We start from the raw sequence: 15,342 nt of genomic DNA, 5'->3' as shown, positions 1-15,342 counted from the left end.
ATCAGCCAAATTGGTCTTGCGGAAAACTATTTGTGTTGTACGATAAACTAAGTAGTCGTCAGGTGTCGTGTGGGTGGTGTCGCGCAAGGAGGATCGAAAATGGTGGCACAGGCACTTTTGCAGAGGTTGTCAGACGTGATGCCGAAGTCGATCGATTGGGCCTGCGAAGGGCTCATTCCGTTCGGCAAGCTGTCGCTGCTGACGGGAGAGCCGGGAATCGGTAAGAGTTTTCTGGCTCTGCACCTGGCCGCCATGGTGACACGGGGCACGAGTGCTGTGTCTGGAACTCCCGGTAGCGAGGGGTGGCAAGGCGAAGCTGACAATGAGTTCGGAAGCAAACGATGTTTGGAAAATCGGCCTCGATCAGTGGTCGTGTTGTCGGCCGAGGATGCGGCGGACGATACCGTGCTGCCGCGCCTGGCCGCTGCCGGGGGCGATACGCGGTGTGTATATGTGCTGAGAGGGAGCGAACCGGGTGAAAGCCGATGTGTCTCGTCGACGGACGAGTCGTCCCTCGCGGCTGAAGATTGTCCGCCGGTAACAGATTGTCGTGAACCCCGCTTGTTTCGGTTGAAGCAGGATCTGTCGCGCCTGGAAGAGTCATTGGAAGAGCTCGCCGACGCTGGGGAAGAGATCGGGTTAATCGTCATCGATCCGATTGATCGGTTCTTCGGGCCGACGGACAACAGGCGAGACCGCGTTGAGGTCGTGTCTCGGCTGGTGGAACTGGCTCATCGAACCGGTGCTGCGATACTGGTGGTGACCAACGTCACTGCAAAAACTGGGAGTCGCATTCGATGTGCTGCCTACCACGAACTAATGAATGCGGCACGCTCTGTCCTGTTGGCGGCCGAGGACCTGGAACATCCAGGCCAGAGACTCCTGCTCCCGGTGAAAACCAACCTCACGGCGACTCCCGCCGGACGGGCTTTTGTGATCGACGAAGGGCGGCTTGTCTGGAACAGCGAAGCAGTTGCCCTCTCAAGTGCTGACTATCAGCATCAAATGGCTGTAAAACTGAAGAATCCGCTGGTCCGCGAAGAGGTTTACGAGATTCAGCGTGTGACACGCTGGCTGAAGGATCAACTGACACCGGGACGCGCGTCGTCAATCTGGATCCGCAGTAACGCCAGCTACTACGACATCAGCTATTCCACGCTGCGGCGTGCTTTCAAGAGCCTGGGATGCCGGGCGATGAAAGTGAAAAATCAGTGGTTCTGGTCCCTGCCCGGCCAGGACGGACCCGCCTGTGAAGAATTGCTTGAGGAACCGCTGGTTTCACCTGAGGGGGATCTGCTGGGGATCTACCGGGAATCGATGCCCTACTGGCTGCGGGAAGAGTTGGCAGCAGAGGAAACAAAGTCGGGAACGCAGGCTACGCAGTGGAGCGATCCTGCGCCGCAGCAGACGACCTCCCCAGAATTCGGGGGGGACGAGGAAGATGCTCATGAAGATGCCCACGAAGGTGCTCAATGCCTCTGGCCATTTTCCGAACATCACCTTGAGGCTGCTCACCACGCTGTTCATGGCGAGGAATCGGCCGTCAGCCCGTCGCGAGACGCGGGGCTGGAAGATGTTCTGGTTGGCAGTTCTGCAGATTCCGGCAGTTCGCAAAGAAATCAATTTTTGTATTGAATCTGTCGAAGTGATTGCCGACACTTTTGATTGCGGGCTCCGAAAAATACAGCGAAAATGCAGGGACAAGGTCTCTCGTCCCATCCGCCTCCAGGGTGGCGTGGGGGGCCGCGTCGGTTTACGCAGGTCGTTGATTTACCGCACCGCCTTGTGAACGATGAAGGGACAATTCTGTATGTTGGGGTTTCTCGTTCCGGTTGGTGGTGGCGATCCGATTCCTCTGCTCAAGCCTCAATTGATTGTAGGCCGTCGTCCCAGCTGCGATATCCGGCTGGATTTTGCGAATGTCTCGTCCCATCATTGCCGTCTGGAATACATCAACGGCTACTGGCGGGCGACGGACCTCAGTCGTAACGGGACAAAGGTCAACGGCGAAAGGATCGAAGAGCGATTTCTCCAGTCCGGTGACACCCTGGCATTCGCTCGTCACCCATTCGAAATTCAGTACACTCCCGATCCGAACGGTGTTCCTCCGACGATCGAAGACGTCGATCCATTTGAGATGAGTCTGCTCGAAAAAGCCGGCCTAGATGTGGGACGGAGCAGCAAACGAAAACAACCCCCTCAGCGGCCTCCGTCTCCCTCGTATCCCCTGCCCAGTCCTGATGCCATCACGCCTCCGACCATTCGTCTGACAGATGGTCCCGCACGAAAAACGGACGATGATCAGGCGCTGGAGTGGCTGAACGAGTCGTGACCGTCGATGAAACCGGGGTTCAATTGCGCGGGCTTTGTCGTGCCGCGTTGAGTTGGAGTCGCGACCGAAATTGCTATAAATGCGGACCGTGTTTCGTGTCTTGCAGAAATCTCTCTCAGACGAAATTCAATGCCAGAATCCATCCCTTCGCTTTCGCCATTTCAGGTCCGTGAGTGGTTTAACGCCTTGCCGAAGGATGACTTTGTCGGTCAGCGAGTCCTGTTGATCGTCCCTGACGCCACTCGAACAGCACCGCTGCCCTTGTTGTTCGACGCCCTGTTTCGTGAGGTTCGTCCCCACTGTCAGTCGCTGGATGTGCTCGTCGCTCTGGGAACTCATCCCCCCATGTCCGACTCACAGATCGCACGTCTGCTCGGGATTGACGACGACGAGAGGCGTCGGCTGTTCTATCAGTTGCAAGCCTTCAACCATGAATGGGACCGACCGGAACGGCTGCTGACGCTGGGGACGCTGACAAAGCAGGAAACCGAAGAACTTTCTGGAGGCTTGCTGTCGCTGGAAGTTCCAGTCCAGATCAATTCGCGGATTAAGGACTACGACCTGCTGCTGGTACTAGGGCCGGTTTTTCCGCACGAGGTGGTCGGGTTCTCGGGGGGGAATAAGTACTTTTTCCCGGGAATCGGCGGACCGGAAATTCTGAACTTCTTCCACTGGCTGGGAGCCCTGATTACCAACGCAGGGATCATCGGGGTGAAGGATACACCAGTGCGCCGCGTTGTCGATGCTGCTGCGTCGATGATTCCCCAGACGCGACGGGCGATCACGTTTGTGGTCTCGTCTGACAACAGTCTGCATGGACTCTATTACGGGACTCCGGAGAGTGCATGGAGCAATGCGGCGGATCTCTCGAGCCAGGTTCACATCAAGCGCTACGATCGGCCGTTCAAACAGGTTCTCTCGTGTGCACCCCCGATGTACGACGAACTGTGGGTGGCCGGGAAATGCATGTACAAGATGGAACCGGTCGTGGCCGATGGGGGCGAATTGATTATCTATGCGCCGCATCTGCACGAAATCTCGGTGACGCATGGCAAGTTGATCGAACAGGTGGGCTACCACGTTCGCGACTACTTCACCAAGCAGTGGGATCGGTTCAAAGATTACCCCTGGGGTGTGCTGGCGCATTCGACTCATGTTCGTGGGGGCGGCACCTACGAAAACGGCGTTGAGACGCCACGAGTTCAGGTCACGCTGGCCAGCGGGATACCGGAAGAGACGTGCCGCCGGATCAATCTTGGCTACCGTGATCCGAAGACGATTGATGTCGAGTCGTTCGCCAACCGGGAAGACGAGGGGGTTCTGCTCGTCCGGAAGTCGGGTGAGTACTTATATCGACTTAACCAATAGTGGACTGGCTGGCCATTTCTGGTGATCGGGCGTTCTTGTCGGACATTGAACTTTGAACTGAAGGTGGATGGACGAATTTCCAGTCAGGTTGATGTCAGGGTTTGAAAACTGCCTGTTGTTTTGTTAGGGTCACTCAATAGCGTCAGTGTCATTCATGGACGGATACGTCTGAATCAGATGGCGACGACGACACAATGATCGCCGCTCAATCCCAAGGAATCACGTTATGATTCGTCGTCACGTTTGCGCCAGCCGGCCCGCACGACAGGGCTTTACGTTGATCGAACTGCTGGTCGTTATTGCGATTATTGCAGTTCTGGCCGCCTTGGTACTTCCCGCGGTGCAGCAGGCACGTGAAGCAGGACGACGGGCACAGTGCCTGAACAATCTCAAGCAGATTGTGCTCGCGATGCACAACTATGAAAGTGCCTTCCGGTGCTTCCCCTCGGGGTTCATTCAACCAGGGACGGGAGGGGGCCAGATTGGAACTCTGCCCGAACCGGCGATCGTCGATACGGTGCTGAATCGACAGAAAATGAAGACGACCGTCACGCAATGGTACATGGCTCCCGAATGGGGCTGGCACTCGTTCATCCTGTCGCAAATGGGTGAGGGAACGATCAATATCGACTTCGCTCAGCCCAAGTTCGGCTCTAACAATGTTGCGTCGCCGAATGAACAGTATCTGAGAACAACGATTCAGTCATACCGCTGCCCCAGTGCTAACTCGCTTCCCTCGTCCAGACCCGGCTCGGGAATGTCTCAGGGCTGGGCCTATGCCACCTACCGTGGAAATATGGGGGCCTACGACACCAGTACCGCAGCCAACAACGCCCCGAAGGTTCCGAATGGAATGCTCTACGATGGCAGTTCTGTGCGGATGGGGGACGTGACCGATGGTACGTCGAACACGATCATTCTCGGCGACAGCCTGTACGGTTTCTGGGCGGATGGCTTCAGTTGCTGCGTTCGTGTCTGGGACGATCCAGCACATCCCGATGTGTGGGATGCCTACTGGACAGCCACCGCAGCGAATTCAGCCCCTCTCCAGTTTTTCAGCTTTGGCAGCGGTCATAACGATCTGGCCTGCTTTGCACTCGTCGATGGTTCGTCGAAGGTCGTCTCCAAGAAGGTGGACCTGAATGTCTTTAAGGCCGTTTCCACGCGAAATGGTGCATTACGGGCATACGTCTCCGGAGTCGATATCGAAAACGTGACAGACAATTGGTGATCTGATATTTCACGCAATCAGAAAAACGTAAACCCGGTGTCCTGGATACCGGGTTTCTTCATCTCACATACGACTTAGCCGACCATCATGCTTTCGATTCTTGTGAATGGCGAACAACAGTCTGTTGCACCTGGTTTGACAGTTGCTGAGCTGCTGGCCAGTTTGAAGCTGAATCCCCGGTTTCTGGCGGTGGAATTGAATCGACGAGTTGTCCCGCGGGCCGAGCATAGCCAGACGAAAATTGCCGCTCATGATCAAATCGAAATAGTCACTCTTGTTGGTGGAGGCTGAACCGCGACGATGACAGAACAAAATGGTGCACCGCTGCGTCTGGGAACACACTCACTCCGGTCAAGGCTGATCGTCGGGACTGGCAAGTACGAGACCTTCGAACTGATGCGTGAGTGCCTGACGATCAGTGGGGCCGATGTAATTACCGTCGCCGTCCGACGTGAACGCCTCGTGGATGCATCCGGCCGGAATATCCTCGATTTTATCGACCTGTCGAAGTACACCATTCTGCCCAATACCGCAGGGTGCTTCACCGCAGAAGACGCTGTCCGTACTGCCAGGCTCGGTCGTGAGATCCTGCTCGGACTCGAAAATCCGGGGGCGAGCTGGGTGAAGCTGGAAGTTCTGGCCGACAAGAAGACACTCTTGCCGGACCCGGTTGCAACCCTGGAAGCAACCAGGGAACTCGTCGCGGATGGGTTTGAGGTGCTATGCTACACTTCGGACGACCCGATCATGGCGCGCCGTTTGAAAGAGGCGGGGGCCACTGCAGTGATGCCTGCAGGGAGTCCGATTGGAAGCGGTCAGGGAGTGCTGAACCCCAATAACATTCGCATCTGCCTGGAGTACTTGAAGGCGGATGATCCCGACTATCCTGTGATCGTTGATGCGGGGGTGGGAACCGCCAGTGATGTCGCTTATGCGATGGAACTTGGCTGTGATGGAGTGCTGTTGAACACGGCCATTGCGTCGGCGCAAAACCCTCCGCAGATGGCTGAAGCGATGCGGCTCGCCTGCCGTGCGGGGCATCTTGCAGCCGGTGCAGGACGGATTCCCCGCAAGCTGTATGCGACTGCGAGCAGCCCGGAATCGGGGCTGATCTCAAGTCAAAAATGAGTGCCGAGGTGGGCTTAAAGTCCACCTTGTTTAACCAGTCTTCGACTTCGATAGGTTCCGTTTTTTGCTTACGTTAAAGACATCCGGCGGCGATTTCTGGCGACGCTGGAATTCGCTACTGTAAAGGCTAATGGACGATTGTCGGCAAGCTGGGATAGGGCTACGATACTAAGACGAACCACATGAAGAGCCCGACTCGGCGAGGGCGATTCGCAGGACTTCAGCGGTTTGTGGCCCGATTCGAGGTGCATGAGCAATGAACGACCGTCTGAATTGGATGCATCTATCGGTTTCCGCAGGGCGTCTGTTTTCGACCCATGTGCGGCTGAGTATCTGGCTGGCAATCGTCCCCTTGGTCGTCTGTCCGCGATATGGCTTCACGCTGGGGATGACGTTCTCGGGTTTGCTGCTACTGAGCGTCCTTCTTCATGAATTTGCGCATGTCTTTACCGCTCGCTGGACCGGTGGGCGAGCCGATGAGGTATTGCTGACTCCCGTCGGTGGTCTCGCTCAAGTCAGCCCGGCGCGCGGGGCCTTCGGGATGGGACTCACTGCCGCGGCAGGGCCTGCGCTCAACCTGCTGATCTGCCTGTTTGCCTTTCCAGGATGGTACGCACCACAGACATTGCCGTCGTCGCTGAATCCGTTTGTCTTGCCGATCGGCTCACTTCAGGCTGCAACCATCTGGCAGGACATCGGACTGCTCCTGTTCACGGCCAACTGGATTGGGTTTTTAGTCAATCTGCTTCCCGTCCTGCCCCTGGACGGCGGACACATCCTGCGTGCTGCACTGCTGACCCGGATCGCTCCTGAGTTCGTTAATCGGACCGCAATCAATATCGGAATCTTTGTAGCGATGCTGATTCTGATTGGTGGTGCTTCGTTCGATAACAGCCAAGTGGTGCTCATCGGTACCTTCGTCCTGACCATGAATCTCATCCAGTACTTCCAGCTGGAATTGGCTGAAGCACTGGAAGCAGCGGGGCCGAGTGATGATGACCTGCTGGAGGATGATGAGACGCTTGAACGATCAAATACGGTGTCGACTCGGGAATCTCTTCACGGCCCGCTCGAAAGCTGGCGCGAACAGCGACGAGTCAGACGCGAACAACTCGAGCAAACGCGGCAAGCCCAAGTCGAAGAAGAACTAGACTCGCTACTCGCTAAAGTGCACGAACATGGATTGCACTCGCTTTCCGAGCAAGAGAAAAATTCGCTCAAAAGCTGCAGTGATCTTCTCAGAGAACGGAGTAAACACGGCGACTGAAATCGCCGCTGAGGCAATTAAGGAAGCGAGCAGCGGGTTTACTTCGTGAAGTCGACTCTCCTAAAATTGCCGCCATCAACGGATGATACGCATTGGCGTATTGCTCAAATTTCTCGATTCTGCGACAACGATTCCTAAGTCATGGTGGCCTTGTGAGTCGTTTCAATTCATAGCGGCAATGCGGGTCACAGGACGAGTCGCATTCAGGGATGTTTTCGTCGTGTATGAGCCACCATCTGAACAACTGGTTCGACAACTGACAGAACTCCAGTTGTGTCAGCCCAGCGATCTTCGCCGGGCCCGCGGCCGCGTGAAACGACTGGCGTCGGACCTGCCGGCATTCGATTCCGTCTGGATTGACTCGCTGGTCCAACTACGCCTTTTAACTCCCTATCAGGCCCGCCAACTGGAAATCGGACGAGGGGACTCGCTCCGCGTTGGCTCGTTTGTCACCATCGATGAACTGGGACGAAGTCACCGAGGCTGCACACTGCTGGTCAGACGACTCGATCGACGAGAACGTTGTGTGATCAAGCGGCAGCTTGTGGACGTAGAGAGTGCTTCCGACCTTCATCGCGAGATGACGATCGCTGCCGGGCAGATGAAGGGGTTCGCGCATCCGAATCTGGTTGTTCCAAACGAAGTTCTGCCGCTCGAACAGAAATCGGTTGATCTGGTCTGCCGTTATGTTCCCGGACTGCCTCTGAACCAGCTGCTTGTGCGCCGAGGTCGATTCCCCGCGACAGTCGTCTTCGAAATTGGCAAGCAACTTCTGGAAGGTCTTTCGGCTTTGCATGCCCGATCGATTCTTCACGGCGACATTCGGATGTCGAACATCCGGCTCACGGATAACGGTCTTGCGGTACTCGTCAACGGAGCCATCCAGCCAGTACTGCACCCGTTCATGACCATTCACGATGATCTGACGCTGGATCACTACGACGGAATTGCCCCGGAGTTGATCGGGACGGGGGCCTCCCGGACAGTCAGTTCTGAACTCTACTCGCTGGGCTGCGTGCTGTGGCAGTTACTGACCGGTCGGCCGCCCATCATTTCCGCTGATCCGCTCGCCAAAATTGCGGGGCATCAGACGCGGACCATCGACGATGTGAGAGTCTGGGCACCTGATACTCCAGTGGCACTCGCTGAATCCATTCGTCAGTTGACCGATCCCGATGTGGAGATGCGTCCCCGCAGTTTCGAAGAGGTTCTGCAACATTGGGGACGCGCCGGTTCGTACAGTCGTTCCCGGTTGCGACAGTTCAAACGTCTGTTCGACGGTGCGGCTCCTCACTTCATGGGAGCTCCTTCGTCTGATCGGATGAGTGGCATTGTCTGGACTGCCGCAACGGTTTTCGCTCTGGTCGGTGGTGTCGCGACCTTCTACGAAAACGGTCTGCGAAACGAACTTCTGAGTATCGCCAGGAATCTGGAATCTGTTGCCTCGACGACGGCCGCACCAACGAACGGCGTTCATGAATCGATCAAGGAGGAATCGGTCGATTCACCGAAGCGGACTGCCGTGAAAGGACTGCTGCCGTTACCCGCCCCAAGTTCGGACGGCATCGTGCTGTTGACGGAGCGCGGACCCTACGAAGCGTCGACCCGAGCGGCAGAAGGACAACTCATCATCCGCGGGGCGGCTGGAGTGGGAGCAGAGATCCAGATTGGAAACTCGCCGTTGACCCTTTCGTCAAGTCAGGTCATTCTTCAGCACGTGACGATTCGGCGTTCCGCCATCAGTCGCTCTGGCGCGGACTCGCTGGTCGCCATGGTGATGGTGCGATGCAATCAGCTCAGCATCTCGAACTGTGAATTTCTCGGAAGGACGGAGGGATCGGAACGAGATGGTGAGGTTGGTGAGAGTGTTACTGCTGTCGCCTGGAAGCCTGCTTCGTCCCGAACCTTGGGCACCAGCTCGATCATGGTTGATAACTCGGTCTTTCACGGCGACGGTGTCTCGATCGTGCTGGCACAGACGCCGCAAGGGGTGCAGGTCGAGAATACACTGAAAACAGGTGGGGGAGAGTTCCTCGCACTCGGGCCCAAGAGTGAAGGTGCAGCAATGCGGCTGGAACTCAATCACGTAACGCTCAGGAGTTCCGGACCTCTGCTGTGGATGGCGGGTGAATCTGCACGGATTGCCGGGTTAAAACCGATTGAAATTCAGGCGAAGAATTCCGTGTTCCATCTGGCCGACATGAATTCAGGATTGATCGTCGTCGACGATGACAAGATCCGGAAGGATTCTGCCAGTTCGGTTGTGATGAACGCGGATGAATCGGTCGTTGAACCGGGGACGGTTCTGTTGGCGACATTCAGCCCTCAAGAGAACCGGTATCTGCCGGTCGACGCCGATGAGCAGTTTGATGGCCTGGTCGCGAGTGAGATCAAGTTTCGAGGCGAAGACGTACGAAGTGCAGAAGACGGGGCCATTGCACCGATTCAGGGGCCGCGAACTTCTGAAGACGCACGACCCGGAATCGAACCGGCTCGTATCGGCAACTCCGGGGACTGATCTTGGGATAGCCTCATTTCAGGCGAACTTCGATCTGTCAGCGATGATTGAAAAAGAACTGTTCTCAAAGGCGAATGTCCTCGACGGTTGAAAACCGACGAGGACATTCAGCGAAGTGATGAAATTCGACTTTTCATCAGGCAGATCAATCAGTGCAGGACAATGGCCCGGCCAGGTCCACCGTGACAGTCACGAATCTTGAGTGGGGCGAACAGGAAGTAGCCATCACCAGGAATTTGACCCAGATTGTACAGGAACTCAACACCAACCATTTCGTGAGAACCCAGAGCCCAATAGGTCATGAGGGCCTGACGGGGGTCGACACCTCCGAGATCAGGTGCATCAGTGCCGACGCAGCGGATCCCTTTCTTTTTGAGATAGACGATCGTTTCAGCGTCGGGAACAGGCCAGCCTTCGCTTTTTCCGGCCAGCGGATCAGCCCAGACGCCGGCATCGTCTGGAGCAGGTTTGAAATGCCGGTCAAGATGTCCGGTGTAGAACAGCACAACCTGTCCTGGCTTGAGTGGACCTGACTTCTGCTCTTCCGCCTGGATGACCGCTGCGGTGATTTTGGGACTGGCTGGCCAGGACTTGGCGTCAGTTGAGCCGACAAGTGACCGCACGTCGATGACACGAACGGGCCCGCAGGTCCATTCCAGAGGGATCTTTTCGACCGTTAAATCGCTGGTGCCGCGAGGGCCAAATTTTTGTTCGTACTCTTCCAGCCAGCCACGAACCTCGGGGGCATACTCGGGATGAGAGCCAGCTTTGGGAAGGGCGAAGGCGGGTGGCACGACGTGTGTACCGGCCATGGCATCCATCAGGTGACCATGGTGCCACAAGTCGAGCGATTCAGCGTAAAGAAAATCAATTTTCAGATATGGCTGTCGATGTTGTCCGGTGCCGAAGCCTGGATGGGTGACAGGAAGATTGGCTGCCAGCACGGGCGAAATGTCGATGGCTCGCTTGTTCCTCGCCGAGTCTATCAACCGTTTAGGCAACTTGCCTCCTGCAATCGTGAATGCGCGACCTTCGCTGTAGGGACCTCCCTGATGACGCGGACCCATCATGATGTAGAAGGAACCCGTTTCGGGCAGTTCGCCCAGATTCGTCGCACTTTCCGTCCAGATCATCCCGTGTCGCAGGCCGGCGTAGTGAGTCGGTTCGGCAAGAGTTGGAAGGGGGCCCATGCTGGCACTGTCAGTCCCCAGAGTCATGACACCGCGTGTTGCCAGATATTCCATGCAATCCGGATCGGGGTCTGGGTAGCCCGGGGCCTTCCGGTCAATCACATCCGAAATGAACCGCGTTCCTTCCGGGAACGGGCGGTAGTACTTGTCAGAGTAGTCGCTTCGGAACAGAGCCACATCGCCGAATCGCAGGGGGCGGTGTCGCGACTCAAATCGCTTGACGAACTCGGATGTCACCAGAGGACTGACCCCCTTGGGGGCTTGATCCAGGAGTTCCCGTGTGTCGATCACACAGGCTTCTCCACCAAACTGCCAGGCTTCGATTTTTTCCGTAAAAGCCAGCCCCAGCGGCCCCGACTTGGGCCCTTTCAAATCGGGACGTGTGACCGAATGGGGCGGAACGTCCAATTGTGTCCCGGTGTTGCCGTCAACGTAGATCGAATCAATGTTGTAGGCCGAATCCGGGCCAATCGTCCGTTGGTGGTTCAACTGGAAGCGGGGGAAAGGATAAGTCGGCCACGTGCACGGGTATTCCGGTGCAATCAGGAGCGAGTTATCGATAAATCGAGTGACTTCCTCCCGGGGTGTGACCGACTGGGCCGAAAGTGGTGGTGTCCCTCCTCCCGATACGAGGAGGAAACACACACAGAAAGTACCACGAAGAACCTGGAGCGCTGGTTTCATCAAGGACCGTTTCACTTTCCATCTAGAGTTGTGGGATCAGGCGCCGTACTTCTCTAATCGTCCCGCATGTGCCATGGCGAGCAGCATCAGATGCTTCGCTTCAAACTGCCCGAGGCCGCCATGCCGACACTGCGTTTCGCCGAACTTTGTCGAACCGTCGAAGCGGCAGTTTTCGGCCGACAGCAGGACTGGCACGGGATGCCAGCTATGCGACTTCATCTTGCTCGGGGTGCTGTGATCCCCCGTCACCACGATGACGTCAGGGTTGAGTTTTGCAATGCGCGGGATCGCGGTATCGAGCTCTTCGGTCCGCTGGACTTTGAGAGCGAAGTTGCCGTCTTCGCCCGACGAATCTGTGTACTTCCAGTGGATGAAGAAGAAGTCGTAATCGTTCCACGACTTTTCCAGGCGGGTCAACTGGTCGTCCAGAGTATGGCCTGCATCGAGGATATCCATGCCGACCAGTCGTGCGAGACCACGGTACATCGGATAAACCGCGATGGCACCCGCTTTCATGCCGTAGACTTCCTCAAATCGCGGGATCTGAGGCATTGTGTCGATGCCGCGGAGGGTCAGGAAGTTGGCCGGAGCATCATCCTTGAGGACAACCCGAGCCTGCTTCAGAAATTCGGCTGCGACTTGTGCAGTCTTCGCACTCCCGGCGGAACGGGCGACGGGTTCCAGCGGGGGAACGCCAGTCTTTTGCGGGTCGGTGTCAGCGACATCGCCGCCCAGTCCTTCTCCCCGGAAAATCAGCACGGTGCGGTAGCCTTCACCAGCGCGAACGAAGACTTCTGCGCCGGGAACCTTGATCTGGTTCAGTTTCTCGCTGAGTTTGCTGCCCACTTCTGTCGGGATGCGTCCTGCGCGGCGGTCGGTGATGTTGCCGGCGGCGTCAAGGGTGCAGAAGTTGCCTCGAATGGCAACGTCATTGGGGCCGAGTTCGAAATCGATACCAAGAGCTTCAAGAACGCCCCGTCCGATTCGGTACTTGATGGGATCGTATCCGAACAGGCCCAGGTGGCCGGGACCGCTTCCGGGCGCGATGCCGGGGAGCATCGGGGTACTGAGGCCAAGGGTGCCACGGCGGGCGAGTGCATCCAGGTTGGGCGTATTGGCCGTTTCGAGCTCTGTCTTGCCGCCGGGTTCGAGCGGCAAGCCACCCAGACCATCACCTACCAGCAACACGATCTTCGATCCGTTGTCCTTTTGCAGCATTCGAGTCAGTTCATGGGGATCAGTCATTTGGTAAGCAGTCTCAATCTAAAGCAAGAAGTTGGTGGGGAACAACGTCAATGGTGTCACGAACGGTACAGAGGGGCGAATTGTCGGTCGAAGACGTAGCTCGTGCAAGCGAATCTCCACCGGAACTTAAGTCGAGATGGAATCAAAATGGAAAAATGTCAGGGATATTGAAAAATCTCCGACCAATCCCCTTTTTTTGAAGTAGTTTGCGCCGGTTTCCACTAGCCCAAAAGTCTGCATTTCTGCTACACTTCCCATTCTTCGATTCTGCGGTAAGGCGAAGTCGTTATTCGTCAACAGATTCGAATTGGGCACTTTCCTGGCTCAAGACAGCGGACGATCGCGTCTTTGATCCACGGTGTTGATCTGAGGCGTACTCGATCATTGCCGCAACAGTACGGCGGGAATTGTATGGTTGATCGGAATCTACTACGTGAATTTGACATCAGCGACGAAGAACTCGAGCTGGCGGCTGACATCTCTTTAGCTGAAGCGGAACACCTCGAAGAGGGAAGCCTTGACCACCTGTACAACCGTCGCGATGAAGGTTACGACGTCAACGCCGTTCTGGAAGGAACCGTCGTTCGCGTCGAAGGCGAAGAGGTTCTGATCGACATCGGATATAAGAGCGAAGGTATTGTCCCAATCGACGAGTGGGAAGTTCCCCCCGTCGCCGGTGACAAGGTCTCCGTTCTGCTCGAAGAAATCGAAGACGAATTTGGTCTGATTCTGCTCTCGAAGAAGAAGGCCGACCGAATCCGCGAGTGGGAAAAGGTCATCAGCACGCACAAAGAAGGCGATGTCGTCGCCGGAAAAGTGCTGCGAAAAATCAAGGGTGGATTGCTGGTCGATATCGGCGTCAACGTCTTCCTGCCAGCCAGTCAGGTTGATATCCGCCGTCCCCAGGACATCGAATTCTATCGCGACAAGACGATTGAATGTTTGATCCTGAAGATCGACGAATCACGCCGAAATATCGTTGTTTCCCGCCGACGCCTGATCGAACTTCAGCGTGAGAAGATGAAGAAGGATCTTCTCTCGGAAATCACTGAAGGTCAGTTGCGCAAGGGAACGGTCAAGAACATCGCCGACTTCGGTGCGTTCGTGGACCTGGGCGGAATCGACGGCCTGTTGCACATCACCGACATGAGCTGGGGCCGTATCGGTCACCCATCCGAGATGGTGAAGATCGACCAGGAAGTCGAAGTCATGATTCTGCACGTCGATCGCGACAAGGAAAAGATCGCGCTCGGCCTGAAGCAGAAGGAAAAGAGCCCCTGGGACAACGTCGAAGGGAAGTACCCTGTCGGCACCAAGATCCGCGGCGAAGTCGTCAACGTCATGTCCTACGGTGCTTTCGTCAAACTGGAAGACGGCATCGAAGGTCTGGTCCATATCAGCGAAATGTCCTGGACGAAGCGCGTCAATCATCCGACCGAACTCGTCAATCCTGGCGATGAAGTCGACGTCGTTGTGCTTGGAATCAACAAGGACAAGCAGGAAATTTCGCTGGGCATGAAGCAGGCTCAGCCAAATCCATGGGACGAAGTCGCTGCCAAGTACCCACCCGGTGCTTCCGTCAGTGGTACCGTCCGCAACCTTACCAACTACGGTGCATTCATCGAGTTGGAAGAAGGTGTCGATGGATTGCTGCACGTCAGCGATATGTCCTGGACCCGTAAGATTTCTCACGCGAACGAGATGCTGAAGAAGGGCGATCCGATTACCTGCCAGGTGATCTCGGTCGACCAGGAACGCAAGCGAATTGCGTTGGGTCTGAAGCAGCTTGCTGGCGATCCATGGGAAACCACGATCCCCGAAAAATATCAGCCCGGTGCTCAGGTTGTCGGCAAGGTCACCAAGATCACGAACTTTGGTGTCTTCGTCGAACTGGAACCAGAACTCGAAGGCCTGCTGCACGTTTCAGAACTCTCAGACCAGAAGGTCGAGAATCCCGAAACATTCGTTAAAGTCGGACAAGAGCTTGACGTTCGCATTCTGCGAATTGATTCAACAGATCGCAAAATCGGTCTCAGCCGCAAATCAAATCTTGATTTGAGCGGTTCCGATGATGCGAAATCGAGCGAATCGGCTGCTCCTCCGAAGCCTCGTACAGAGCTGAAAGGTGGTACAGAAGGATCCGCAGGTCCGCTGTTTACCCTCGGCGGGGGCGCAGAATAGTCACAAACGGGCAGTCGGTCGTCTGACCCTTGCCAATCGGATTCAACGCTCGCCTGTCAAGCAAAAGAAGGCGAGTTTGTTTGAAAAAAGTAACGGTCCTTCGGTACCACCCGAAGGGCCGTTTTTTTGCGCCCCTTGCCAAGTTTCTCTGATCGAAACGACCGGTCGAGTTAGCTCTGATAGAGGATTTCGCGGCGC

At 56.1% G+C, this 15,342-nt stretch carries 11 protein-coding genes; 9 read left to right on the top strand and 2 right to left on the bottom strand.

The features are described 5' to 3' along the window. Window positions 1–99: 99 nt before the first annotated feature. The 8 genes from ACGY09_RS05165 (at window position 100) to ACGY09_RS05130 (ending at window position 9,844) form a co-directional block, all read left to right on the top strand. The gene (locus ACGY09_RS05165) at window positions 100–1,635 is read left to right on the top strand and encodes an AAA family ATPase (protein WP_397570729.1); all 1,536 of its coding nucleotides are present in this window, start codon (window positions 100–102) and stop codon (window positions 1,633–1,635) included. A gap of 175 nt (window positions 1,636–1,810) precedes the next feature. Next, complete coding sequence (locus tag ACGY09_RS05160; protein WP_397570728.1) at window positions 1,811–2,332, top strand: FHA domain-containing protein; 522 nt, start codon at window positions 1,811–1,813, stop codon at window positions 2,330–2,332. A gap of 129 nt (window positions 2,333–2,461) precedes the next feature. Then, window positions 2,462–3,700 (top strand): lactate racemase domain-containing protein, encoded by a 1,239-nt coding sequence (locus tag ACGY09_RS05155; RefSeq protein WP_373651335.1) that lies wholly within the window; start codon window positions 2,462–2,464, stop codon window positions 3,698–3,700. 226 nt (window positions 3,701–3,926) lie between these two features. Beyond that, on the top strand, window positions 3,927–4,931 hold the full coding sequence (locus ACGY09_RS05150) for a DUF1559 domain-containing protein (protein WP_373651336.1): 1,005 nt from the start codon (window positions 3,927–3,929) through the stop codon (window positions 4,929–4,931). Window positions 4,932–5,018: 87 nt separating this feature from the next. Next, the gene (gene thiS, locus ACGY09_RS05145; RefSeq protein ID WP_373651337.1) at window positions 5,019–5,222 is read left to right on the top strand and encodes a sulfur carrier protein ThiS; all 204 of its coding nucleotides are present in this window, start codon (window positions 5,019–5,021) and stop codon (window positions 5,220–5,222) included. A 9-nt stretch (window positions 5,223–5,231) separates the two neighbouring features. After that, complete coding sequence (locus ACGY09_RS05140) at window positions 5,232–6,059, top strand: thiazole synthase (RefSeq protein WP_397570727.1); 828 nt, start codon at window positions 5,232–5,234, stop codon at window positions 6,057–6,059. A 256-nt stretch (window positions 6,060–6,315) separates the two neighbouring features. After that, window positions 6,316–7,326: a site-2 protease family protein gene (locus ACGY09_RS05135; protein ID WP_397570726.1), complete on the top strand. Its 1,011-nt coding sequence runs from the start codon at window positions 6,316–6,318 to the stop codon at window positions 7,324–7,326. A 220-nt stretch (window positions 7,327–7,546) separates the two neighbouring features. Beyond that, on the top strand, window positions 7,547–9,844 hold the full coding sequence (locus ACGY09_RS05130) for a serine/threonine protein kinase (protein WP_397570725.1): 2,298 nt from the start codon (window positions 7,547–7,549) through the stop codon (window positions 9,842–9,844). Between the two features lie 149 nt (window positions 9,845–9,993). Here the strand turns inward: ACGY09_RS05130 and ACGY09_RS05125 are convergent, their stop codons facing one another. Both ACGY09_RS05125 and ACGY09_RS05120 read right to left on the bottom strand, forming a co-directional pair. Beyond that, window positions 9,994–11,718 carry a cyclase family protein gene (locus ACGY09_RS05125; protein ID WP_397570724.1) on the bottom strand — a complete coding sequence of 575 codons (1,725 nt, stop codon included), beginning with the start codon at window positions 11,716–11,718 and terminating at the stop codon, window positions 9,994–9,996. A gap of 36 nt (window positions 11,719–11,754) precedes the next feature. Continuing rightward, window positions 11,755–12,963, bottom strand: coding sequence for a 2,3-bisphosphoglycerate-independent phosphoglycerate mutase (locus ACGY09_RS05120; protein ID WP_397570723.1), 1,209 nt, complete (start codon window positions 12,961–12,963; stop codon window positions 11,755–11,757). A 411-nt stretch (window positions 12,964–13,374) separates the two neighbouring features. On the opposite strand from ACGY09_RS05120, the gene ACGY09_RS05115 reads away from it, so the two are divergent. After that, the gene (locus tag ACGY09_RS05115; protein ID WP_373651343.1) at window positions 13,375–15,144 is read left to right on the top strand and encodes a 30S ribosomal protein S1; all 1,770 of its coding nucleotides are present in this window, start codon (window positions 13,375–13,377) and stop codon (window positions 15,142–15,144) included. The last annotated feature ends 198 nt before the right edge of the window (window positions 15,145–15,342 follow it).

This window comes from Schlesneria sphaerica (assembly GCF_044336245.1).
Taxonomy (GTDB): domain Bacteria; phylum Planctomycetota; class Planctomycetia; order Planctomycetales; family Planctomycetaceae; genus Schlesneria; species Schlesneria sphaerica.
This window is presented reverse-complemented; position numbering and strand designations above follow the sequence as displayed.

Excerpts from the sequence above, each read along its gene's own strand:
- ACGY09_RS05165 (WP_397570729.1), top strand. The coding sequence starts at position 100 with ATGGTGGCACAGGCACTTTTGCAGAGGTTGTCAGACGTGATGCCGAAG.
- ACGY09_RS05160 (WP_397570728.1), top strand. The coding sequence starts at position 1,811 with ATGTTGGGGTTTCTCGTTCCGGTTGGTGGTGGCGATCCGATTCCTCTG.
- ACGY09_RS05155 (WP_373651335.1), top strand. The coding sequence starts at position 2,462 with ATGCCAGAATCCATCCCTTCGCTTTCGCCATTTCAGGTCCGTGAGTGG.
- ACGY09_RS05150 (WP_373651336.1), top strand. The coding sequence starts at position 3,927 with ATGATTCGTCGTCACGTTTGCGCCAGCCGGCCCGCACGACAGGGCTTT.
- thiS (WP_373651337.1), top strand. The coding sequence starts at position 5,019 with ATGCTTTCGATTCTTGTGAATGGCGAACAACAGTCTGTTGCACCTGGT.
- ACGY09_RS05140 (WP_397570727.1), top strand. The coding sequence starts at position 5,232 with ATGACAGAACAAAATGGTGCACCGCTGCGTCTGGGAACACACTCACTC.
- ACGY09_RS05135 (WP_397570726.1), top strand. The coding sequence starts at position 6,316 with ATGAACGACCGTCTGAATTGGATGCATCTATCGGTTTCCGCAGGGCGT.
- ACGY09_RS05125 (WP_397570724.1), bottom strand. The coding sequence starts at position 11,718 with ATGAAACCAGCGCTCCAGGTTCTTCGTGGTACTTTCTGTGTGTGTTTC.
- ACGY09_RS05120 (WP_397570723.1), bottom strand. The coding sequence starts at position 12,963 with ATGACTGATCCCCATGAACTGACTCGAATGCTGCAAAAGGACAACGGA.
- ACGY09_RS05115 (WP_373651343.1), top strand. The coding sequence starts at position 13,375 with ATGGTTGATCGGAATCTACTACGTGAATTTGACATCAGCGACGAAGAA.